Origin of the sequence: Streptomyces sp. NBC_00457, from assembly GCF_036014015.1 — a bacterium.
In the GTDB taxonomy this organism is placed as follows: domain Bacteria; phylum Actinomycetota; class Actinomycetes; order Streptomycetales; family Streptomycetaceae; genus Streptomyces.
The window spans coordinates 3548892-3572056 of record NZ_CP107905.1 but is presented as its reverse complement, the minus strand read 5'-3'; the positions used below and the strand labels follow the sequence as shown (position 1 = coordinate 3572056).

The following is a 23165-nucleotide window of genomic DNA, read 5'->3' as shown; positions in this document are numbered from 1 at the left end:
GGCTGGTGTTGATCGCGTAAGACTCGATCGCTCGTTGGGCGGCCGAGCGGCGTGAGCCAGGAATCCCGCGGTTTCGGCCGGGGGAGGGTTCAATTGACGTACGTGTCCGCCGTGACGAGTTCACGCTCGCGGGGGTCGTGGGCGGCGTCCACGACCTCGGCGGCGTCGCCCTGGATGACCCGCTCATGCAGCATCGGGACGGCGGCGTCGGCGGCCAGCACGGCGGCCTCGGCCGCGATCACGGCCTTGCGGCGCGCGTCGCCCACCGCGGTCTCGCCCGCGCTGTTCAGCGCCTTGTCCACGGAGTCGTCCGCGAGCTGGGAGATGTTGAAGGAGCCGTCGGAGGCGAAGTCGCTGTAGAGGTACGCGACCGGGTCGCCGGAGTCCAGGACGGTGGCGCGGGACAGGATGAACGCGTCGAACTCGCCCGCCAGCGCGTCGGATTCGATGTTGGCGTACTCCCGGACGTCCAGCTTCACCTTGAAGCCGGCCTTCTGGAGCTGCTGTTGCAGGGTGGCGGCGACCTCGGGCAGTTCGGCGCGGTCGGTGAAGGTGCCGATGGTGATGGTCTGGCCGTTCGCCTTCTTCGCCGCCGCCCGCTTCACCTCGGTGCGCAGGCCGGCGGCCCACGGCAGCGCGGGCCCGAGCAGCCCTTCGGCGACATCGGCGCGGTCCTCGTACACGCCCTTCACGATCGACTCGGCGTCGATGGCCTCGCGGGCGGCGGCCCGCAGGGAGGCGTCCTTGAAGTCGCCCTTCTCGGTGTTGAGGTACAGCGTGTTGGTCCGCGGCATCGGGACTTCGGTGATCAACTCCTCGTCCAGCAAGGCCGCTTGCGACACCGGTACGGCCTCGACGATGTCGGCCTCACCGCTGCGCAGGGCGGCGGCGCGGGCGGTGCCGTCCGGCACGAACTTCACGTCGATGCCGGGGGCCTTGGCCTTCTTGCCCCAGTAGTCGTCGTAGCGGTCGAGCGAGGCGGACGAGGTGCCGTTGACCTTCGTCAGCTCGAAGGGGCCGGTGCCCGCGCCGAGAGGGTCGACCGTCTTTCCGGCGTACGCCTTCGCGGCGAGGATCGACAGCTGGGGCGAGCTGAGCCGCTGCGGGACGAGGGGGTCCTCGTCGGCGGTGGTGACCGTGACGGTGTCGGAGTCCTGTGCCTTCACGGTCAGCTCGACGCCGTCGAGGATGCGGGGCTTGGGGGAGGCGGTGGCCGCGGTGGTGAGTGACCGCACGACAGCCTCGGCGTCGAGTTCGGTTCCGTCGTGGAAGGTGACGCCGTCGCGTATGTCGAAGGTCCAGGTCCGTCCGGACTGCTTCCACTCGGTGGCCAGCGCGGGCTGGGCGTCGCCCTCCGCGTCCAGCTTCACCAGGGTCTCGGCGGTGGACCAGCGCGACAGCTTGAAGGCGTCGTCGGAGAGCGGGGAGAGACCTGAGCGCGGCGGCAGCATATGGGCGACGCGGATGCGCTTGCCGTCGTCCCCGGCGGAGGACCCCGAGCCCGAGAAGCATCCGGTGAGCAGCACGGAGGCGGCGGAGACCGCGGTGAGGGACAGCAAGCGGGCAGGGACGCGCACGGGGACACTCCGAGTAAAGGGGTGGTCAAAGGTTGAGCGTGCGACGACCGTAGCATGATGACAATCGTTTTCAGAAGACTGTCCGGATCTACAGCCTTGCCCCTTTCAGCGCCATGTGCAGCAGCAGCCGGTCCTCGCCGTCGTCCAGGTCCAGGCCCGTCAGCTTCTCGACGCGGGACAGCCGGTAGTAGAGCGTCTGCCGGTGGATGCCCAGTTCGGCGGCGGTACGGGCGGCCTGGCCGGCGCAGTCGAGGTAGACCTCGGCGGTGCGGGCGAGGTCGCGGTGGGCGGGGGCGAGGAGAGGGGCGACGGCCGGGTCGTGGGTGGCGTCCGGGGGCAGCGAAGTCAGCAGCCGGTACGGGCCGATGCGGTGCCATTCGGCCACCGGACCGAACCGGGGTTCCGCGAGGGCGGCGCGCGCGGCTGCGGAGGCCTCCTGCCAGGCGATGCCCAACTCGGCGAGTCCGGTGCGCGGTTCGCCGACCCCGGCCGCGTTCGCGCCCTCCTTGAGCAGCCGCGTCGCTGCTGCGAGCGCCGGGGTCCGGGCGTCCGGTGACCGCAGCCGGACCAGCACGGCGAGGCTCTGGCCGGCGGTGCCCCACGGGACCGTGCACAACGCCGTCGCGTGCGGGACCGTACGGGCCGACGGGGCGTCGTCCGGGTCGGGCGACGGCCAGGGCGCGACGCACACGACGGCGTGCAGGCCTTCGCCGCGCGGGCCGAGGGCCGTACGCAGCGCCGCCACCGCCATGTCCCGCTGCCAGCCGCGCTCGGCGGTCAGCACTTCCCGCAGCTCCCGGGTGAGATCCGCGCCCGCCTGCGCCTCGTCGGCGAGCAGCGCGCCGATCCGCCCGGTCACGTCCATCGCGGCGGTGAGCTGCTGCTCGGTGGGGCCCGGCTCGCCTTCGAGCAGCCAGACGTACCCGAGGACGACGCCCCGATGGCGTACGGGGAGACAGATCCGTCCCCGGTGGACCCCCGCCTCCGGAGTGGGCGGGATACGGACCGGGGCGGTCGCGCGCGTGATGCCGAACCCCTCGAACCACGCCCGGACCGCCGCCGTCGAACGCCGGGTCAGGATCGAGCGGGCACGCACCGGGTCCAGGGCGGACGCGTCCAGCTCGTCCTCGCTGTCGTACGCGCCGAAGGCGATCAGCTCGAAGTCACGGTTCTCCAGCGTCGCGGGGACGCCGAGCAACTCGGAGATCTCGTCGACCAGCTCCTGGTAGTCATCCTTGTAGTCGGCCGTCACTCGGGCATTCTCCCGCAGAATCACCGGGCCTTCATACATTTGTCTGAGATCTGCGGCACGGATGCGTGACAGCTGTCGATGGCCGACGATCGGAGGGATCCTTAGGTTTCACGGTGGTTCTATCTGCTGTTTGTGGAGGTGCCCCGTGCTGGGTCCCGTGATTCTTGCCGCGTCGCGCAGCGACCGGATGCGACGCCTGATCTCGGCGGCCCCGGTGACCAAGCAGGTCGTCGACCGCTTCATCCCCGGCGAGACGGTCGACGAGGTCGTGCCGATCATCCAGGACCTGACGTCCAAGGGCCTGGAGCTGACCATGGACGTCGTCGGCGAGGACATCACCAACCCCGAGCAGGCCGAGGCGGCCCGCGACGCCTACCTGGAGCTGATCGACCGGCTCAAGGATCTCGAGCTGGGCACCCGTGCCGAGATGTCCGTCAAGCTGTCGATGTTCGGCCAGGCGCTGGACGGCGGTCACGAACTGGCGCTCGCCAACGTCCGTCCCGTCGTCGAGGCCGCCGCCGCGATCGGCACCACGGTCACCCTGGACGCGGAGGACCACACCACCCTCGACTCGATGTTCGCCATCCACGACGAGCTGCGGAAGGAGTTCCCGCAGACCGGCTGCGTCATCCAGGCCTACCTCTTCCGCACCGAGGCCGACGCCCGCCGCCTCGCCGCGAACGGCAGCCGCGTACGGCTCGTGAAGGGCGCGTACAAGGAGCCCGCCGACGTCGCCTACCAGCAGAAACACGAGACCGACAAGGCGTACGTCCGCATCCTCAAGGTTCTGATGGAGGGCGCCGGGTACCCGATGATCGGGTCCCACGATCCGCGCCTGATCTCCATCGCCCAGGAACTGGCCCGGCGTGCCGGCCGCAAACTCGACGAGTACGAGTTCCAGATGCTGTACGGCATCAGGAGCGACGAGCACCTACGCCTCGCCGCCCAGGGCCACCGCATGCGCGTCTACACCGCCTACGGCACGGACTGGTACGGCTACTTCATGCGGCGTCTTGCCGAGAAGCCCGCCAATCTCGTGTTCTTCGTGCGGAGCGTGATCACACGTGGCTGATTCAGCTTGGCTGTGCTGCGGCTTCTGCCGGGGGTCCGGGGGTTGTCCCCCGGGCTGGCACAGCGCCCGCTCGACCCTGACCAAGGGCTGACCCACCCGCTCAGTAAGGAGTTACGGAACCCATGGACGCTGTGACCCAGGTCCCCACCCCCGTCAACGAGCCGGTGCACGGCTATGCCCCCGGCTCGCCCGAGCGTGCCCGGCTGGAGGCCAGGCTCAAGGAGCTGGCCGAGAATCCGGTCGACCTGCCCTGCACCATCGGCGGCGAGAAGCGGATGGGCGGCGGTGAGCCCTTCCAGGTCGTCCAGCCGCACAACCACAAAGCCGTGCTCGGCACCTTCCGCAACGCCACCCGGCAGGACGCCCAGGACGCCATCGACGCGGCCCTCGCCGCCGCGCCCGCCTGGCGGGCGATGTCCTTCGACGACCGTGCCGCGATCATCCTGCGCGCGGCCGAGCTGCTGTCCGGACCGTGGCGCGAGACGCTGGCCGCCTCCACCATGCTCGGCCAGTCGAAGACCGCCCAGCAGGCGGAGATCGACACGCCCTGTGAGCTGATCGACTTCTGGCGCTTCAATGTCGCCTACGCCCGCGAACTGCTCGCCGAGCAGCCGGTCGCCAACTCCCCGGGCGTCTGGAACCGCCTCGACCACCGCCCGCTGGAAGGCTTCGTCTACGCGATCACGCCGTTCAACTTCACGGCGATCGCGGGCAACCTGCCGACCGCGCCCGCCCTGATGGGCAACGTCGTCGTCTGGAAGCCGTCCCCGACGCAGACGCACGCCGCCGTGCTGCTGATGCAGTTGCTGGAGGAGGCCGGTCTGCCCAAGGGCGTCATCAACCTCGTCACCGGCGACGGCATCGAGGTCTCCAAGGTCGCCCTCGAGCACCGCGACCTCGCCGGCATCCACTTCACCGGCTCGACCAAGACCTTCCAGTACCTGTGGAAGACGGTCGGCGCCAACATCGAGAAGTACCGCTCCTACCCGCGCATCGTCGGCGAGACCGGCGGCAAGGACTTCGTGGTCGCCCACCCGAGCGCCGACCCCGCGATCCTGAAGACCGCCCTCACCCGCGGCTCCTTCGAGTACCAGGGCCAGAAGTGCTCGGCGACCTCCCGGGCGTACATCCCGGCGTCGATCTGGAACTCCGGTTTCCGTGACGCGTTCGCGGCCGAGGTCGACGGCATCGCCATGGGCGACGTCACCGACCTGTCGAACTTCATCGGCGCGGTCATCGACGAGCGCGCGTTCGCCAAGAACAAGGCCGCGATCGACCGGGCGAAGGAGGACCCGACCTGCACGATTGTCGCGGGCGGCTCCTACGACGACTCGGTCGGCTACTTCGTCCGCCCGACGGTCGTCGAGTGCACGGACCCCGCCAACGAGGTCTTCACCACCGAGTACTTCGGCCCGTTCCTCGCGGTGCACGTCTACGAGGACGACCGGTACGAGGAGATGCTGACCCAGATGGAGTCGGTCACCGACTACGCGCTGACCGGCTCGGTCATCGCGGGCGACCGCGCGGCGGCGGCGTACACGATGGACAAGCTGCGCTACGCGGCCGGCAACTTCTACATCAACGACAAGTCGACCGGCGCCGTCGTCGGCCAGCAGCCCTTCGGCGGCGGCCGCGCCTCCGGCACCAACGACAAGGCCGGCGCCCCGCAGAACCTGATGCGCTGGACCCTGACCCGCGCCATCAAGGAGACGCTGGTCCCGCCGACCGACTACACCTACCCGCACATGGGCTGACGGCCCCGGCGAAACTCCGCCCCCGTTCCGGATCCCCCCTCCGGAGCGGGGGCGGTTTCCCTGAAAGGGCGGGCACACTGGACACCCATGGAGACCGTCACGACGGACGACGGCGTACGCCTGTGGGCGAGCCGGTCGGGCCGAGGCGAGCCGCTGGTGCTGTGCCACGGCGGGCCCGGCCTGTGGGACATGTTCGAGGACGTGGCCGCCCTGCTCGCCGACACGGCCACGGTCGTGCGCTGGGACCAGCGCGGCTGCGGGCGCTCGGAGCGGTGCGCGGGCCCCTGGACGACCGAGCGTTTCGTGGCGGACCTGGACGCCGTACGACGGCACTACGGCCTCGACCGGATGGCGCTGCTCGGCCATTCCTGGGGCGCGCAGCTGGCGTTGAGCTATGCGCTGGAGCGTCCGGAGCGGGTCGACGCGCTCATCTACGTCAGCGGTACGGGCATCGTGCCGGAGTCGGACTGGCACGGCCCCTACAAGGAGAACTTCCTCGCGCGGCTCGGTGAGGATCCCGAACGGCTGTCCCGTTGGCAGGACTTGCCGAAGGACGACCGGGAGCGTGCGGTGCTCCAGTGGTCCGTCGAGTTCGAGGACCGTGGGCGGGCGCTGGAGCATGCCGGGCGGATGGCCGACCCCTGGTTCGGCGTCAACACCGAGTGCGAAACGGCCCTGAACGCCGAGAGCCGGCGCACCTGGGGCGCCCCTCAGCTGTACGACGACTGCCGCGCCCTGGACCTGCCCGTCCTCATCGTCGACGGCGCCCAGGACATTCGCCCGCGCTCAGCCGTCGACTCCCTGGAGCGGGCCCTGACGGACGTCCGCCGGGTGACCCTGCCGGAGGCCGGGCATCTGCCGTGGGTGGAGGACCCGAAGGGCTTCCGGGAGGCGGTCGTGCCGGCGCTGCGGTGAGCTACTCGGCGATCTCCGTCCGCTCCCACCACTCGTACACGGGCAGCCGGCCCTCCGTCGTCTCCTCGTGCCGCTCGGTCGCCCGGAAGTGCTCGTACCCACCGCGCAACTTGATCTTCACGTCTGTCCCCGGGGCCGGGGCCGGGACGATCCGCTCGGGCAGATCGTCGGGGCCGCCCGCGAGCAGTGCCTTGGCCGTGTCACTCATGAGGTCACGGGTTCCCGCTGCAGTGGGACGAAGTCGCACGCCGCGAGAAGGATCAGTCGTGTGACGTAATCCGCTGTCTCAGATAGTAGGAAGTCCGAGTAATTGTGGAGACAGACGCTCCGTCCTCCCTTAACTTTGTAGGAGCCGAACGTCTCGCTCGATCAAGCGAATGGCGGACGTGAGCCGGGCCCCGTGCAGGCAACCCCTGCGGCCACCGCTCCCCGCCCCACCCGGCGTCTCGTAACCCCTGCCCGAACTCCAGGATCATTCGAAGGAGTCGATTTCTCATGGCCGAGACGACCGCCCGCCGTCGAGTCCGTCACCTCTCCCGCACGAGCGAGTCCGACCGCAAGAACGCGGCCGCCGCCCTCCAGCGCGCCCTCGACCGCAGGGACAACGGCGGCGCGACCGGCCACTGAGAGCCGGAGCCTGCCGCACAGAGAAACCCCCATACCGGGAGCCGCGCCCGTACGGGGTGCGGTGCGGAGCCTTACGCTCCGCGCCGCACCTCGAAATGGTCGATGCGTTCGCCGCTCTGCGCCAGCGCCGACACCTTCAGCCGGGGCGTCGCACCGCTCTCCGCCTCCACCGAGAGGAAGGAGAAGCCCCGGTAGCGCACCCGTGACCACTCCACGGTCTCCGTCTTGGCGAGCCGTGACCTGGTCCACTGGAAGGTCGTCACCGACTCGCGCTCGCGGACGTGGCCCTCGTAGCTCTCGTCCGCGCCGACCGGGAAGCCGTACAGATCCTTGCCGCCGCCGCCCGCGGTGACGTACACGATCCCGTCCCGCGTCGGATCGGTCGACTCGCCGATCGGTACCGGCTTGCCGACCTCGCCGTTCTTGATGGCGTCCGTCCGCTCGTAGACATGGTTGTGTCCGTTGATCACCAGGTCCACCTCGTGCCGCGCGAACAGCGGCAGCCACTCGGCGCGTACGCCGCCGTCGGAGGCGTGGGTCGACGTGGAGTACGCGCAGTGGTGGAAGAAGACGACGATGAAGTCGATGGCCGGGGACGACCGCAGCTCACGCAGCTTCTCGTCCAGCCACTTGGTCTGCAGGCCGTCCGTGTAGCCGAGGTTGGCCGGGATCTCGTACGACACGTCGTTCGCGTCCAGCGCGACCACACCGACGTTTCCGTAGGTGAACGCGTACACGCCCGGGGCGGTGCGCGGGTCGAAGCCGTTTTCCGGGAGGGAGAAGCGGGCCGACTGGCCGCCGTAGCCGTCCGGCGAGTACCAGGCCTCCATGTCGTGGTTGCCGGTGGTCACCATCCACGGCACCGATCTGGCCACCGTCTCCGTCTGCTTGAGGAACAGGTCCCACTGTCCGGGGTCGTAGGAGTCGGACTCCTTGCCCCGGCCGTTGACGTTCGCGTAGCAGATGTCGCCGGCGTGCAGATGGAAGGCGGGGTCCTGGCGGAGCAGTACATGGTCGTTGGCTGCCGCGTCCTTGCCCACGCCCTGGTCGCCGAACGCGGTGAAGACGAAGGTCTTGGGGGTCGCCGGCGCCGTACGGAAGGAGCTGATCGTCGAGCGGCGGTCCGGGGCGGCCGGGTCGAAGCCGTCATGGCCGACGCCGTAGTAGTAGGTGGTGCCGGGGCGCAGGCCGTCCAGGGCCGCGTGCACGTAGTACTGCTCGAACGCCGGGCGCACGCCCTGGAGTTCAGGGGTGTGCAGATCGCGCACCTCGGCCTCGATCTTCCGGCTCAGCTCCTCGGGCCGGGTGCCGATCCGGACGTACGGCTTCTTGACCGCGGCCGGGACCTGCCAGGAGATCCGCATCTGCGTCTTCGGGTCGGCGCCGAAGGCGAGATGGCGGCCGAAGGGGGTGACGACCGAGCCGGGGACCTTGGCGGTGGGGGAGTTCGTGGCGGAGGGGGACGGCTTGGTCGTCGTCGTTCCCGATTCCGAGCATCCGGTGAGCAGTCCGCCCGCCACCGCGCCCGCCGTCACCAGCGTGCGGCGGCGGGTCAGTCTGGTGCGCAGGTACTCGTGCTGCTCGGCCATACTCATCCGGCGCGCGAGCTGCGGCGGAATACCGAAGTCGGGAAGGTCCATGGCTGTGAACTTCCCAGCGAAGCCCAACACCCGCCACACGTACGGGTGAACGCAGGTCGACGCCGTGGTGTTGCCGCCGGGCTGGCTGTCCGTATCTCGGACGCCTTGTGTCATCCCATGGGACGAGAGGTAGGGTGCCGATATGTCTCGCAGCCTCAATCTCGCAGTGATCCCCGGTGACGGCATCGGCCAGGAGGTCGTGGCCGAGGGCCTGAAGGTCCTCTCCGCCGTCCTCCCGCAGGATGTGAAGCTGGAGACCAAGGAGTACGACTTCGGCGCCAAGCGCTATCACGCCACCGGTGAGACCCTCACCGACGCGGACGTGGACGCCCTGAAGAAGCACGACGCCATCCTGCTCGGCGCCATCGGCGACCCGTCGGTCCCGTCCGGCGTGCTGGAGCGCGGCTTCCTGCTGAAGCTCCGCTTCCTCTTCGACCACCACGTCAACCTGCGGCCGTCGAAGCTGCTTCCGGGTGTGGACACGCCGTTGAAGGGTGAGCCGTCCATCGACTTCGTCGTCGTCCGCGAGGGCACCGAAGGCCCGTACACCGGCAACGGCGGCACCATCCGCAAGGGCACCGAGCACGAGGTCGCCACCGAGGTCTCCGTGAACACGGCCTTCGGTGTCGAGCGCGTGGTGCGCGACGCGTTCGCCCGCGCCCAGGCCCGTCCCCGCAAGAAGCTCGCGCTGATCCACAAGAACAACGTGCTGACTTTCGCGGGTCACCTGTGGACGAACATCTTCAACAAGGTGGCCGAGGAGTTCCCCGAGGTCACCACCGAGTACATGCACGTCGACGCGGCGACCATCTACCTGGTCACCCAGCCCGAGCGGTTCGACGTCATCGTCACCGACAACCTCTTCGGCGACATCATCACCGACCTCGCCGCGGCCGTCTCCGGCGGCATCGGCGTCGCCGCGAGCGGGAACATCAACCCGTCCGGCGAGTTCCCCTCGATGTTCGAGCCGGTCCACGGTTCCGCGCCCGACATCGCAGGCCAGGGCAAGGCCGACCCCACCGCCACGGTCCTGTCCGTCGCCCTGCTCCTGCGCCACCTCGGCTACGAGGCCGAGGCCGCCCGTATCGACGAGGCGGTCTCCGTCGACCTGGCCGAGCGCACCGGCCAGCCCGCCCGCAGCACCGCCGAGATCGGCGACGCGCTCGCGGTACGAGTAGCCGGCTGACCCGCCGCGCTACAACAAGCCGCCGGGTCTCTCAAGTACCCGGCGGCTTTTCCTATGTCCCCGCCGGGTGTCACCATCATCCCCTGGGTCGCATTCACGCCGATTTCTTCCACGGCCCGCGCTTGCGATAATCGAACGCGGAGCCGCGGTATGAGGGAATGCTCGGACGTCCTAGCACTGGCCACTGGCAGTACTGGCGTGAGCGCGGCCCGTCACACACAACCGGTGAAGGACAACTCATGACGACGCCCACGATCGAGCTCAAGCCCTCGGCCTCGCCACTCTCCGACGCGGAGCGTGCGGCGATCCTGGCCAACCCCGGGTTCGGCCGCCACTTCACCGACCACATGGTGGTCATCAAGTGGACAGCGGGCCGCGGCTGGCACGACGGCCAGCTCGTCCCGTACGCGCCGCTCTCCCTCGACCCGGCCACCATGGTCCTGCACTACGCGCAGGAGATCTTCGAGGGACTGAAGGCCTACCGCCAGCCCGACGGCTCCGTGGCCATGTTCCGCCCGGACAAGAACGCCAAGCGCTTCCAGGCGTCCGCCCGCCGCCTCGGCATGCCCGAGCTGCCGGTCGAGACGTTCATCGAGGCGTGCGGCGCGCTGGTGAAGCAGGACGAGGCCTGGGTTCCGGCGCACGGCGGCGAGGAGTCCCTGTATCTGCGGCCGTTCATGATCGCCTCCGAGGTCGGGCTGGGCGTGAAGCCGGCCGGCGAGTACCTCTTCCTGGTCATCGCTTCTCCCGCGGGCGCCTACTTCCCCGGCGGCGTGAAGCCGGTCTCCATCTGGCTCTCCGAGGACCGCGTCCGCGCCGTCCCCGGCGGCATGGGCGACGCCAAGACCGGCGGCAACTACGCGGCCTCCCTCCTCGCCCAGGCGGAAGCCGCAGCCAAGGGCTGCGACCAGGTCTGCTACCTCGACGCCGTCGAGCACAAGTGGATCGAGGAACTCGGCGGCATGAACCTGTACTTCGTGTACGGCGACCGGATCGTCACGCCCGCCCTGACCGGTTCCATCCTCGAGGGCGTCACCCGCGACTCCCTGCTCGCCGTCGCCCGTGACCTCGGCTACTCCTCCGAGGAGGGCCGCGTCTCCATCGACCAGTGGCAGCGCGACGCCGAGAACGGCACCCTCACCGAGGTCTTCGCCTGCGGCACCGCCGCCGTCATCACCCCCGTCGGCACCGTCAAGCGCGAGGGCGCCGAGTGGCAGCAGTCGGGCGGCGAGCCGGGCGAGGTCACGCTGAAGCTCCGTCAGGCGCTGCTGGACATCCAGCGGGGTGTCACGGAGGACAAGCACGGCTGGATGCATCCGCTGAGCTGAGCGCCCACCCGCGGACGCAGACCCGCCCTGGACGCTCCTGTCCGGGGCGGGTCCTCGCGTTCTCAGGAACTCCCGTCCCGCACCCGGTCGAGGATGCCCTGGGTCAGCTCTCCTGCCCGGTCGTCGAGGTTCCACTTCCCGTCCCGGTAGGCGTGGTTGCTCACCCAGAAGACGAGGACGCCGTCGCGCAGGGAGCGGCCGAGCAGCGCCAGTGACCAGTCGTTGCCGCCGTCGTGCCAGGCCAGCGGGCCGTCGGGGGTGTCGCTGATGGTCCAGCCGTAGCCGTACGAGTCGTCCGAGTCCGGCTCCGGCACGCGTGGCTCGAACAGCTTGTTCCTGGCCCGCGCAGGCAGGATCTCGTCGCCCAGCAGAGCGCGGTGCCAGCGGAGCATGTCGCCCGCGGTGGAGAGCATGCCGCCGTTGCCGCGCAGGTTCCAGTACGGCCCATCGGCGGCCCAGGGGTGGTCGAAGGGCCTGCCCTGGCTCCGGCCCGCGCTGTCGTACTCCACGGCGACCAGCTGCCGTGGCCACCGGGGCAGGACGTACCCGGTCCGGGTCATGCCGGCCGGGGCGAACAGATGCCGGGCCAGGAACGGCTCGTAGCCCTCCCCGGACGCCTTCTCGACGATCGCGGCGAGCAGGCTGTACCCGGTGTTGGAATAGGAGAACTCCGCTCCCGGCGCCGACCGGAGCTTCGACGCCAGCGCCCCGCGCACCAGTTCGTCGCGGGAGAGCGGGTCGTAGTCGTCGCCGAGCCCCTCGACCAGGCCCGATGTGTGGGTGAGCAGGTGCTCGATCGTGATGGCGCGCTTGTCGTCCGGCACCGGCCCGAGGTACCGGCTGATGCGGTCGCTCACCCGGAGCCGGCCCATCGCCTCCAGTTTCACGATCGCGGCCGCCGTGAACTGCTTGGTGACCGACCCGACGTCGTACACCGTGCGGCAGCTCGCGGGGGTGCCGGCGGCGCGGTCCGACGTGCCGAACCCGGCGCAGTACGCGAGTTCGTCACCGTGTGCGGCGAGCACGGTGCCGCCGGCGCCCTTGGGCCAGGTGCGGTGGACGAAGTCGGCGACCGGGTCGACGTCGTGCGGCGGCCGTGACTCGGCCGGGGGAGCGCCGAGCAGCAGCAGCGCCAGTACGGCGGCGGCCGCACCGGCGAGGCGGCGGCGGGAGCGGGAGCGGTGAGACGGACCCATGTGACCTCCAACGGCGGGAATCCGCACCGAGGTTGACCGCCGCGTTCGCCGTTGCTCAAGCTGCCAGGGCGTTCGAGCTTGTGCGAGTCTGTGTACGTCCAGCTCACCAGGGGGGAATCACGATGACCACCGCACCGCCCACACCGCCCGACACCGACGCCGCCGCCTTCGTCGCCGCACTGCGCCGCCTCAAGGCCTGGTCGGGCCTGAGCTACCGCCGGCTGGAACGCCGTGCGGCGGACGCGGGCCACACCCTCCCGTACTCCACGGCGGCGACCATGCTGGGCCGCGAACGGCTGCCCCGCGCCGAACTCGTCGCCGCGTTCGTGTCGGCGTGCGGGCTGCGCGGGACGGAGGCCGAGGCGTGGGTCGACGCGCGCAGCCGCATCGCGTGCGGCTCGGTGGATGCGGGTGCCGCGGTGGACGCGGGTGGTTTCGTCGGGCTTGCTGCGGTGGACGCAGGGCGCCCCACTGAGCGCCCCCTGGTGGTGACGCCGCCGGCCCGGAGCGAACCGATGGAGGCCGTGCCGCTCCGGCGTCCGCGGCCACTGCGGTGGGCGCCGGTCGCCGCAGCCGTGCTCCTGACCGCCCTCCTCGGCGGGGCCCTGGCGAGCGGCGGTGTCACCGACGACGAGGAGATAGGACAGTCGCGGACCGCCTACGACGTCACCGAGGCGCACTGAGATTTGGCGCCCTGATCAACCGACTGTTCGCATCCTGAGACGGACGGTGAGCGCGGGGGAAAGCTGTGCCAGACTGCCCCCGTGCTCTCGTTCGCCACGATTATTGGCAGCAGGCGCGCCGGTCCGCAGTGACCGCCACGTACGACCAGGTACGGGCGGACACCGTCGTCCTCGACCCGCGCGCAGACCTCTCGCACCCGCGAGGGGTTTTTCGCTTTTCTGGCCCACCTACAGCCGGGAGCGCAGCGCGAGGGATCATTGGAGGACGGTGGAGCCGGTCATTCCGGTAACGACCGAGATCCCCTCATCAGGAGCCAACACACCATGACGGAAACCAGCGAGCTCGACGACTCGTTCCACGTCTTCGACACCACCCTGCGCGACGGCGCGCAGCGGGAGGGCATCAACCTCACCGTCGCGGACAAGCTGGCCATCGCGCGGCACCTGGACGACTTCGGCGTGGGCTTCATCGAGGGCGGCTGGCCCGGCGCCAACCCGCGGGACACGGAGTTCTTCGCACGGGCGCAGGCGGAGATCGCCTTCCAGCACGCCCAGCTGGTCGCCTTCGGCGCCACCCGGCGCGCGGGCGGCAAGGCGAGCGAGGACCACCAGGTCAGGGCGCTGCTGGAGTCCGGCGCCCCGGTGATCACGCTGGTCGCCAAGTCCCATGACCGGCACGTCGAACTCGCGCTGCGCACCACGCTCGACGAGAACCTGGAGATGGTCCGCGACACGGTCTCCTTCCTGAAGGAGCAGGGCCGCCGCGTCTTCGTCGACTGCGAGCACTTCTTCGACGGCTACCGCGCCAACCCCGAGTACGCCAAGGCCGTCGTCCGTACGGCGTCGGAGGCCGGCGCCGACGTCGTGATCCTCTGCGACACCAACGGCGGCATGCTCCCGGCGCAGGTCCAGGCGGTCGTCTCCACGGTCCTGGCCGACACGGGCGCCCGGCTCGGCATCCACGCCCAGGACGACACGGGATGCGCGGTCGCCAATACCCTCGCGGCGGTGGACGCGGGCGCCACGCATGTGCAGTGCACGGCGAACGGCTACGGCGAGCGCGTCGGCAACGCCAACCTCTTCCCCGTCGTCGCCGCCCTGGAGCTGAAGTACGGCAAGAAGGTCCTCCCCGACGGCCACCTGCGCGAGATGACCCGGATCTCGCACGCGATCGCCGAGGTCGTGAACCTCACCCCCTCCACCCACCAGCCCTACGTCGGCGTCTCCGCCTTCGCGCACAAGGCCGGACTGCACGCCTCCGCGATCAAGGTCGACCCCGACCTGTACCAGCACATCGACCCCGAGCAGGTCGGCAACACCATGCGCATGCTGGTCTCCGACATGGCGGGCCGCGCCTCCATCGAGCTCAAGGGCAAGGAACTCGGCGTCGACCTCGGCGACGACCGTGAGCTGGTCGGCCGGGTCGTCGAGCGGGTGAAGGAGCGCGAGCTCAAGGGCTACACGTACGAAGCGGCCGACGCGTCCTTCGAACTGCTGCTGCGTGCCGAGGTCGAGGGCAGGCCGCTGAAGTACTTCGAGGTCGAGTCCTGGCGCGCGATCGTCGAGGACCGCCCCGACGGCACCCACGCCAACGAGGCCACCGTCAAGCTCTTCGCCAAGGGCGAGCGCATCGTCGCCACCGCCGAGGGCAACGGCCCCGTCAACGCCCTGGACCGCGCCCTGCGCGTCGCCCTGGAGAAGATCTACCCGCAGCTCGCCAACCTCGAGCTCGTCGACTACAAGGTCCGCATCCTCGAAGGCAAGCACGGCACCCAGTCCACGACCCGCGTCCTCATCGCCACCTCCGACGGCGAGGGCGAGTGGTCGACAGTGGGCGTCGGCGAGAACGTCATCGCCGCGTCCTGGCAGGCGCTGGAGGACGCGTACGCGTATGGGCTGCTGCGGGCGGGGGTCGAGCCCGCCGAGTGAGTTGGGCGGTGACCATCCGGTCCTGGCGCTCGTTCAGGGAAACGTACTTCCCGGAAGTGCGGTTCCTCTAGCGTGAGACCCGGAGGTCACTCATGCCGCGTAAGCCCGTCGCTCTCGCCAAGCCGCCGGACATGTTCGCCCGCGACTGGGAGTGGAGCGAACTGACGGCGTTCGCCGCGGATGACGGCCCGGAAGCCACGATGGCCGTGGTGTCCGGGCGTCGCCGTCAGGGCAAGTCCTTCCTGCTCGACTCGTTGGCACGGGCAGCCGGCGGTTTCTACTTCTGCGCGTACGAGGCCACCGAAGCGGAGTCCCTGAGGCGCTTCGGCGAGGAACTCGCGCAGTACACCGGTGCCGTGGCGCCCATGCGGTTCGACCGGTGGGAGCACGCCGTCGACGCTCTCCTCGCGCTCGGCCGGGACCGCCCCGTGCCCGTGGTCCTCGACGAGTTCCCCTACCTCGCCCGCGCGACGCCGTCCCTGCCCTCCATCGTCCAAGTCGCCTACGGGCCGCGCCGCCCCGAACGCCTGCGGTCGCGGACCAGGCTGCTGCTGTGCGGCAGTTCGCTCTCCTTCATGGGCAAGCTGCTCAGCGGTACGTCGCCGCTGCGGGGCCGCGCGGGACTCGAACTCGTCGTCCAACCATTGGACTTCCGGCAGGCGGCAGCATTCTGGGGCATCACGGATCACCGCCTCGCGCTGCTCGTCCACAGCGTCGTCGGCGGTACGCCCGCCTACCGCAGGGAGTTCGTCCGCGACGACGTCCCGGACGGCCTCGCCGACTTCGACGCCTGGGTCTGCCGTACAGCGCTCTCCCCACGCTCACCTCTCTACCGCGAGGCCCGATACCTCCTCGCCGACGAGTCCGATCTCCGAGACCGGGCCCTGTACCACTCCGTCCTCGCCGCCCTGGCCACCGGAAACGCGACAGCCGGCGGCATCGCCGGCTGCCTGGAACGGCCGACCAGCGACATCACCCACCCGCTGACCGTCCTCCAGGACTGCGGTCTCGTACGACGAGAAGTGGACGCCTTCCGCCGCAACCGGAGCGTCTACCGGGTCGGCGAACCACTGATCGCCTTCGACCACGCCATCGCGCGGCCCAGACTCCCGCTCCTCGACCGGGGGTTGGCCGAACAGGTCTGGCGCAGCGCACAGAGCCGTTTTCAGTCGGGCGTCGTGGGCCCGCACTTCGAGCAGGTCTGCCGTGACTGGGTACTGCACTTCGCCGCGCCGGAGACCTTCGGCGGGATGCCGATCGACGTCTCGTACGGCACGGTCGCCGACCCGCACACCCGCACCAGCCACGAGGTCGACGTCGTGGTGCGCGGGGCGGTGGGCCAGGACAACGGCGTGCTGCTCTCCCTCGGGGAAGCGAAATGGGACCGCGTCATGGGCACCGGCCACCTCGACCGGCTCCGCCACATCAAGTCCCTGCTCGCAGGGCGCGGCCAGGACACCTCGGCGGTACGCCTGGCCTGCTACAGCGGCGCCGGCTTCACCGACGACCTGAGGGCGTCGGCGGACGCGGCCGGTGATGTGGTGCTGGTGGATCTGGGGCGGCTGTACGGAGGGGAGTGACGAGTCATGGGAGGCCGCTCCTGTGGCTGGGGCGGGGCGCGGTTTCCCCCTCTTCCTACACGTGCCTGTCCTGCCGCGCGAGCCCAAGGAACGCGGCCCAAGGTTCTGGTGTCACGGTGAGGTTGGGGCCGGTGTACTTGGAACACGGCCGCGGCCTGCTGCTCGTGGCCGCGCTGGCCGACAAGTGGGGCGTGAGGGAGCGGGATCCGGGCAAAGTCGTCTGGTGCGAGTTCAGGGTGGCCGGGTGCCTTGACGGCTCTCTGGGGCACCAGTTCACTCACGCCGTGAGGTAAGTGTGGACCAAGAGAGCCAAGGGGGAAGCTCTGTGCGTTCCATGCGACGAACCGCCCTGCTCGTCTCCGCCGCCCTGCTGACCGGATTGCTGCCGCTGACCGCCGCGAGCGCGGCGGCCGGCGCCGATGAACCCACTCCCGTCCCCGTCGACCGCTTCGAGGGCGAGGTCCCCTTCGCGAGCCCGCCCGCAGAGGGCCTCTTCACCTGGGGCAGCGACACCGACGACCCGCCCGCCCTCCAGCTCAGCCCGAGATCAGACGCCCCCGAGGGCGAGAAGGTCCTGGCCGGCAGCTACGACATCAGCGGCTACGGCGGCTTCACCCACAACTTCGCCTTCGACAAGCCGGCCCACGACTGGTCGGCCGGCAAGGGCATCCGCTTCTGGTGGGACGGCCGGAACAACGGCAAGAAGATCGCCTTCGAACTCAAGGACGGCGGCGCCAACGGCGAGGCCTCCGAGCTGTGGACGACCTCTTTCACGGACGACTTCAGTGGCTGGAAACAGATCGAGATCCCCTTCACCGACTTCACGTATCGCACGGACTACCAGCCCGTCGGCGGCATCGACCAGGTCCTCGGCCTCACCGAGATGTGGGGCTACGCCGTCACGCTCCCGGTCGGCGTCAAGAGCGACTTCGCCATGGACGGCGTCGAGCTCTACGGCAAGGCGGATCAGTCGCTGCGCGCGTCCGTCACGACCGGCGCCGCCGTGTACCCGGTAGGGGAGGGCGGCACGGCGGGCGTGAAGATCTCCGTCGTCACCACCGGGTCCGCTCCGATCGACGAACCCGTGACCGTCGTCTACGAGACGGCGGGCGGTACCGCGACCCCCGGCAAGGACTACACCCCGGTCACCGGCACGATCACCTTCCCCGCCGGCACCGCCTCCGGCACGACCCGCACCGTCCAGGTCCCCACTCTCAAGGACCGGTCCGCCGAGTCCGCGGAGACGGTCCCGTTGAAGCTGACGGTCACCGGTGCCAAGGCCCCGGCCGAGACACCGCAGGTCGTGGTCGACGCGCACGGACTGCCCTACCTGAACACCAAGCTGCCGCTGAAGAGGCGCGTCGCCGATCTCCTCTCCCGCATGACCCTGGCCGAGAAGGCCGGTCAGATGACCCAGGCCGAACGCGGAGCGCTCACCGCGCCGGGTGACATCGCGGCGTACGACCTCGGCTCGCTGCTCTCCGGCGGCGGCTCGACGCCGACGCCCAACACCCCCGAGGCCTGGGCGAAGATGATCGACGGCTTCCAGCTGCGGGCCCAGGCGACCCGCTTCCAGATCCCGCTGATCTACGGCGTCGACGCGGTGCACGGCCACAACAACCTGGTCGGCGCGACGATCATGCCGCACAACATCGGCATCGGAGCGAGCCGCGATCCCGGGCTCGCTCACAAGGCGGGCGCGGTGACCGCCGCCGAGGTCCGGGCCACCGGCATCCCGTGGGACTTCGCGCCCTGCCTCTGCGTCACCCGCGACGAACGCTGGGGCCGCTCCTACGAGTCCTTCGGCGAGGACCCCGCCCTCGTCGAGTCCATGGAGACGGTCATCCAGGGTCTCCAGGGCCGTGCGGACGGACGGGACCTGGACCGGAACGACAAGGTGCTCGCCACCGCCAAGCACTTCGTCGGCGACGGCGGCACCGAGTAGGTGGCGGACGTGCTGTACGGCAGGCGCCCGTTCACCGGGCAGCTTCCCGTGACCTGGCCGAAGTCGCAGGCGCAGCTGCCGATCAACGTCGGCGACTCGGCGTACGACCCGCAGTTCCCGTACGGCTGGGGCCTGACCACGCTGACGAAGGTCCCGCAGGGCGGGGCGGCCACGCTGAAGGCGCTCGGGATCGCCGCGGCGCTGGCGGAGAAGGCCGGGTCGACGGAGGCCGGCCGCGCGATCGTCGGCAAGGCGCGGCTGATCGTCCAGGAGAGGAGCGGCACGAAGATGACGGCGGCGGTGGCGAAGCCGTTCGCCGACGCCGATCACCTCCTGACGACGGGACGCTATGCGGCGGCCGTGCAGAAACTGACGGCGGCCTACCGGGAGGCCTGAGGTACGGGCCGGGTGGGAGATGCGGTGCGCGGCCCGCATCTCCCACCGACGGAGACGCCCGATCCACGGGTCTTTCAGGTACTTTCGACAGTATGAAGGTCGCGATACCGCGCCGAGGCTTCATCGGACTGCTGATCGCCCTGGCGCTCGCCGCGCTGACCGTCGTAGCGGCGAACGCCCCGCGCGCCTCCGCGGCCACGAGCGTCTCGGCCGTAGCCGAAGCACTCAAGGAGAGCCCCGTCTACGTCGACCCGGCCGCCTCCGCGCAGCTGTCGACGTCGGACGCGGACGCGCTCGCCGAGCAGATCAAGGACGCGGACAAGCCGCTGTTCGTGGCGGTTCTGCCCGCCGACCAACCCACCGAGAACCTCTTCGAGAACCTGCGCACCGCGACGGGCATCACGGGCGCCTACGCGATCCGCCTGGGTGACGACTTCCAGGCCCGGGCCGATTCGTCCGTGCTCTCGAACGACGCCGTGCGGAACCTCGTCACCAGCGTGCAGGACGAGCCGACCACCCAGAGCCAGCTCACCGCCTTCACCGACCGGGCCCTGGCCAACATGGGCGGCTCGGCCCCGTCCTCCTGGGGCTCCACCGGCACCGACGACGGCGTGCCGGTCGCCGGGCTGATCACGATCGGCGCGGTGCTGGCGGCCGGCGGCGCGGGCGCGTACACGATCGTCCGCCGCAACCGGCGTCGGCACGAGGAGGAGCAGCGGGCCGCGCTGGAGAAGCTGCGGGTCGTCGTCGACGAGGACATCACCGCCTTCGGCGAGGAACTGGACCGCCTCGACTTCCATCCGGGCGAGCCCGGCGCGGACGACGCCATGCGGGAGGACTACGAGCACGCGCTCGACGCCTACGACAAGGCGAAGACGCACATGGCGGAGGCCGAGAAACCCGAGCACGTCCGTGCCGTCACACAGTCCCTGGAGGACGGCCGCTTCGCGCTGGCCCGGCTGGCGGCGAGGCGGGAGAAGAGCCCGCTGCCCGAACGCCGTCCGCCCTGCTTCTTCGATCCGCGGCACGGTCCGTCCGTCGCAGACGAGACCTGGACGCCGTCCGGCGGCGCACCCCGCGAGGTGCCCGTCTGCGCGGCCGACCGGTCCCGGCTGGCCGACGGCCGCGATCCGCTGGTCCGCGAGGTGGACACCGACTCCGGCCGCCGCCCGTACTGGGAGGCGGGCCCGGCGTACGGCCCCTGGGCGGGCGGCTACTTCGGCGGCGGCATCCTGCCCGGCCTCCTGATCGGCACCATGCTCGGCTCCATGATGGCCACCCCCGCCTACGCGGCCGACTACGGCTCCGGCTACGGCGACTTCGGCACCGGCGGCTACGAGGGCGGCGACGTCTCCGGCGCCGACTTCAACACGGACGACTTCAGCGGCGGCTTCGGCGGAGGCGACTTCGGGGGAGGCGGGGACTTCGGCGGAGGGTTCTAAAAGACGCTCGGTGGGGCAGCGCCCCGAAGGGGCGCGGGGAACTGCGCGACCAGCCACAACGCACCCGCAGCCGACCGACAAGGGCCCCGGCGCACACGTCCGCGCCGGGGCCCATCAAGCCGTACGAGACAGGAAACTCAGAGCGAGGACGCCGCCGAGGCGATCGCGGAGGCGAAAGTGGACACCTCGGTGTAGACACCCGGCGCGTTCGGCCGGGCACACCCGATGCCCCAGCTGACTATGCCGACCTGAACCCACGCGTTGGACGCGTCACGGCGGAACATGGGCCCACCGGAGTCACCCTGGCACGTGTCGACCCCGCCGGAGGCGAACCCCGCGCAGATCTCCTCGTTCGCGACGAGGCCGCTGTACCCGCTGTAGGTCCGGCACGTGGCGTCACTGACGAACGGCACGGTCGCCTTGAGCATGTACCGCTGCTGGCCGCCGCCCTCGCTGGCGGCGCCCCAGCCGGCGACGGTGAAGGTGCCGGTGTTGTACTGGTTGGTCGTGGCGATCTTCAGCGTCGGCAGGTTGATCGGCTGGGCGAGCTTGATGAGGGCCCAGTCCTTGCCGGTGCCGTTGTAGCCGGGGGCCCGGTAGACGTAGGTCGAGCGGACCTGGACGCGGCCGGAGGTGGACTGGAGGTCCACGACGCCGGCGGTGGCGGTGATGCTGGTGTTGGGGCCGGTCGAGCTCACGCAGTGCGCGGCGGTGAGCACGATCTGCTGGGTGTAGAGCGCGCCGCCACAGCCCATGGAGAGCCGGACCATGAACGGGAACTCGCCCTGCGCGGCGCGGGTTCCGCCGACGACGGGCGCGGGGGCGGCCTGCGCCGAGGACACGGGCTGAAGGCTGACGACCGCGAGCACGGCCGCACCGGCGACCGCGCATCTCTTGAGGGCTTTGAGGAGAGTCTTCAACGTGACGCCTTCCGTGGGGGGTTGGCAATCGACCGGCCGACGCCGCTTCATGGCCGACATGAAGCTTCTGGCATGGACCGGTCAATTCCTGGTTGCTGGATTATGTGGACGCTGTGAGCGCGTGCACAAGGACCGAAAACCGGCCAACCACCTAGTTCCTTCGTGGCGTGATCGCGACGGTGACGACGCGGCACAGAGGGCGCGCCTACGGTTTCCCCATGACGTCTCCCGACGAGCCGCAGCCCCGCCCCTTCGCGTCCGTCGCCGACCTGGACGCCTGGCTCACCGCCCACCCGGCGCCGCACCCCGGCCTGTGGGTGAAGGTCGCGAAGAAGGGCTCGGGCATCCCCTCCGTCACCGCCGCCGACGTCAATGACGTGGCTCTCTGCCACGGCTGGATCACGGGTCAGCGCAGGGCGCTCGACGAGTCGTACTTCCTCCAGCGGATCACTCCGCGCAGGCCGGGCAGCCTCTGGTCGATGGTCAACGTGCGGCGGGTGGCGGAGCTGACCGACGCCGGCCGGATGCGCCCCGCGGGACTTGCGGAAGTGAACGTGGCCAAGGCGGACGGGCGTTGGGAGGCGGCGTACGAGTCGCAGAAGGAGGCGACGGTCCCGGCGGAACTGGCTGCGGCCCTGGACGAGAACCACCGCGCCAGGGCGGCCTTCGAGAAGCTGGGCAGGACCGACCGCTACCAGGTCATGCTGGGCCTCCTGCGCGCCCGGACCCCGCAGCGCCGGGCGGATCAAGTGGCCGCAATCATCCGGGAGTTGACGAAGCGCCGGTGAGCCGAGGCTCACCGGCGCTGTCGCGGAGCGTCACGCGTTCTTGATCGCCGAGATGTCGAAGTTCAGCTTGATCTTGTCGGAGACCAGGACGCCGCCGGTCTCCAGCGCCGCGTTCCAGGTCAGGCCCCACTCGGAGCGCTTGATCTCCGCCTTGCCCTCGAAGCCCACGCGCTCGTTGCCGAAGGGGTCCTTCGCGGCGCCGTTGAACTCCAGGTCGATGGTGAGCGGCTTGGTGACACCGAGGATGCTCAGGTCGCCGGTGATCCGGTAGTCCTCGGCGCCGAGGGCCTCCGCCTTGGTGGAGCGGAAGGTCATCGTCGGGAACTCCTCGATCTTGAAGAAGTCGGAGCTCTTCAGGTGCCCGTCACGGTCCGCGGAACCCGTGTCGACGCTGTCCATCTTGACGTCGATGGTGGCGGTGGACTGCGCCGGGTCGGTGCCGTCCAGGTGCAGCGAGCCGGTGAAGTCGAGGAATTTGCCCTTGACGTTCGTGACCATGGCGTGGCGGGCGACGAACCCGATCGAGGAGTGCGACGGGTCGATGGTGTAGTCGCCGGTCAGGGCGGCCAGGTCGGGCGCCGCCGAGGCGGACTCGGCAGCGGCGGTCTCGGTGGTGTCTTCCTTGCGGCCGAAGATGCCCATGATCTGCTCCAAAGGGGACGGGTCGCGGCTCCGGGCGGAGACCACGGCCGGTGATGTTGAACATTCAACGAGCTCAACACGGCCGACCGTAGACCTATTCCGTTCGAGCTTCAACGTCTTCCGCGCCATGTTCTTGAAACGGAGTCGAGCGGTCACCTCGGGTACCCTCGACCGGCCGTCGAACCACGCTCGAGTTTCACTCCGGCGATGGCATGTGCCCCACGTGAATGTGAGGTGGCTCTCGGCTGACGACTTTGTGCGACCCCTACAAGCCGGATCCCCTCTGACCAGTC

Annotated in this window: 20 protein-coding genes and 1 pseudogene; 14 read left to right on the top strand and 7 right to left on the bottom strand. The window is 70.1% G+C overall.

From position 1 onward, the window contains the following. Positions 1–89: 89 nt before the first annotated feature. Both OG828_RS16050 and OG828_RS16045 read right to left on the bottom strand, forming a co-directional pair. Complete coding sequence (locus tag OG828_RS16050) at positions 90–1577, bottom strand: ABC transporter substrate-binding protein (RefSeq protein ID WP_328501523.1); 1488 nt, start codon at positions 1575–1577, stop codon at positions 90–92. Between the two features lie 88 nt (positions 1578–1665). Next, on the bottom strand, positions 1666–2868 hold the full coding sequence (locus OG828_RS16045; protein ID WP_328501522.1) for a PucR family transcriptional regulator: 1203 nt from the start codon (positions 2866–2868) through the stop codon (positions 1666–1668). A 106-nt stretch (positions 2869–2974) separates the two neighbouring features. Between OG828_RS16045 and OG828_RS16040 the strand changes: the two genes are divergently transcribed. The 3 genes from OG828_RS16040 (at position 2975) to OG828_RS16030 (ending at position 6570) form a co-directional block, all read left to right on the top strand. Then, a complete protein-coding gene (locus OG828_RS16040) occupies positions 2975–3901 on the top strand; it encodes a proline dehydrogenase family protein (protein ID WP_328501521.1) in 927 nt (308 codons plus the stop codon). Between the two features lie 122 nt (positions 3902–4023). Then, positions 4024–5655 carry an L-glutamate gamma-semialdehyde dehydrogenase gene (gene pruA / locus OG828_RS16035; protein WP_328356401.1) on the top strand — a complete coding sequence of 544 codons (1632 nt, stop codon included), beginning with the start codon at positions 4024–4026 and terminating at the stop codon, positions 5653–5655. Between the two features lie 87 nt (positions 5656–5742). Then, positions 5743–6570 (top strand): alpha/beta fold hydrolase, encoded by an 828-nt coding sequence (locus OG828_RS16030; protein WP_328501520.1) that lies wholly within the window; start codon positions 5743–5745, stop codon positions 6568–6570. Between the two features lies 1 nt (position 6571). On the opposite strand, the gene OG828_RS16025 is transcribed toward OG828_RS16030, so the two are convergent. Beyond that, complete coding sequence (locus OG828_RS16025; protein WP_328356395.1) at positions 6572–6778, bottom strand: DUF5988 family protein; 207 nt, start codon at positions 6776–6778, stop codon at positions 6572–6574. Positions 6779–7065: 287 nt separating this feature from the next. Here OG828_RS16025 and OG828_RS16020 point away from each other — a divergent pair, with 287 nt between their 5' ends. Continuing rightward, positions 7066–7197, top strand: coding sequence for a hypothetical protein (locus OG828_RS16020; protein WP_301984497.1), 132 nt, complete (start codon positions 7066–7068; stop codon positions 7195–7197). Positions 7198–7268: 71 nt separating this feature from the next. Here OG828_RS16020 and OG828_RS16015 read toward each other — a convergent pair whose 3' ends face one another. Then, the gene (locus tag OG828_RS16015) at positions 7269–8837 is read right to left on the bottom strand and encodes a purple acid phosphatase family protein (RefSeq protein WP_328501519.1); all 1569 of its coding nucleotides are present in this window, start codon (positions 8835–8837) and stop codon (positions 7269–7271) included. Positions 8838–8979: 142 nt separating this feature from the next. Between OG828_RS16015 and OG828_RS16010 the strand changes: the two genes are divergently transcribed. Next, the gene (locus tag OG828_RS16010) at positions 8980–10023 is read left to right on the top strand and encodes a 3-isopropylmalate dehydrogenase (protein WP_328356387.1); all 1044 of its coding nucleotides are present in this window, start codon (positions 8980–8982) and stop codon (positions 10021–10023) included. 239 nt (positions 10024–10262) lie between these two features. Then, a complete protein-coding gene (locus tag OG828_RS16005) occupies positions 10263–11351 on the top strand; it encodes a branched-chain amino acid aminotransferase (RefSeq protein WP_328356384.1) in 1089 nt (362 codons plus the stop codon). Positions 11352–11413: 62 nt separating this feature from the next. On the opposite strand, the gene OG828_RS16000 is transcribed toward OG828_RS16005, so the two are convergent. After that, positions 11414–12547, bottom strand: coding sequence for a serine hydrolase domain-containing protein (locus OG828_RS16000; RefSeq protein WP_328501518.1), 1134 nt, complete (start codon positions 12545–12547; stop codon positions 11414–11416). Between the two features lie 122 nt (positions 12548–12669). Here OG828_RS16000 and OG828_RS15995 point away from each other — a divergent pair, with 122 nt between their 5' ends. From OG828_RS15995 to OG828_RS15970, 7 genes and pseudogenes are all read left to right on the top strand, one after another. Further along, entirely contained in the window at positions 12670–13230 is a 561-nt protein-coding gene (locus OG828_RS15995; RefSeq protein ID WP_328501517.1) for a hypothetical protein, read from the top strand. A 324-nt stretch (positions 13231–13554) separates the two neighbouring features. Beyond that, the gene (gene cimA, locus OG828_RS15990) at positions 13555–15159 is read left to right on the top strand and encodes a citramalate synthase (RefSeq protein ID WP_328501516.1); all 1605 of its coding nucleotides are present in this window, start codon (positions 13555–13557) and stop codon (positions 15157–15159) included. Positions 15160–15251: 92 nt separating this feature from the next. Continuing rightward, the gene (locus tag OG828_RS15985) at positions 15252–16739 is read left to right on the top strand and encodes an AAA family ATPase (protein ID WP_328438402.1); all 1488 of its coding nucleotides are present in this window, start codon (positions 15252–15254) and stop codon (positions 16737–16739) included. A gap of 140 nt (positions 16740–16879) precedes the next feature. Next, a pseudogene (locus tag OG828_RS15980) lies at positions 16880–17032 on the top strand (ATP-binding protein); the annotation flags it as partial. 41 nt (positions 17033–17073) lie between these two features. Continuing rightward, positions 17074–18684: a carbohydrate binding domain-containing protein gene (locus OG828_RS15975; protein ID WP_443062405.1), complete on the top strand. Its 1611-nt coding sequence runs from the start codon at positions 17074–17076 to the stop codon at positions 18682–18684. 9 nt (positions 18685–18693) lie between these two features. Beyond that, positions 18694–19080, top strand: coding sequence for a hypothetical protein (locus tag OG828_RS49545; RefSeq protein WP_443062404.1), 387 nt, complete (start codon positions 18694–18696; stop codon positions 19078–19080). 92 nt (positions 19081–19172) lie between these two features. Then, positions 19173–20522, top strand: a complete 1350-nt coding sequence (locus OG828_RS15970; RefSeq protein ID WP_328501515.1) for a hypothetical protein — start codon at positions 19173–19175, stop codon at positions 20520–20522. Between the two features lie 137 nt (positions 20523–20659). Here the strand turns inward: OG828_RS15970 and OG828_RS15965 are convergent, their stop codons facing one another. After that, positions 20660–21442 (bottom strand): serine protease, encoded by a 783-nt coding sequence (locus tag OG828_RS15965; protein ID WP_328356365.1) that lies wholly within the window; start codon positions 21440–21442, stop codon positions 20660–20662. Positions 21443–21660: 218 nt separating this feature from the next. On the opposite strand from OG828_RS15965, the gene OG828_RS15960 reads away from it, so the two are divergent. Continuing rightward, entirely contained in the window at positions 21661–22230 is a 570-nt protein-coding gene (locus OG828_RS15960) for a YdeI/OmpD-associated family protein (RefSeq protein WP_328501514.1), read from the top strand. 30 nt (positions 22231–22260) lie between these two features. Here the strand turns inward: OG828_RS15960 and OG828_RS15955 are convergent, their stop codons facing one another. Beyond that, a complete protein-coding gene (locus tag OG828_RS15955; protein ID WP_328501513.1) occupies positions 22261–22872 on the bottom strand; it encodes a YceI family protein in 612 nt (203 codons plus the stop codon). Between the last annotated feature and the right edge of the window lie 293 nt (positions 22873–23165).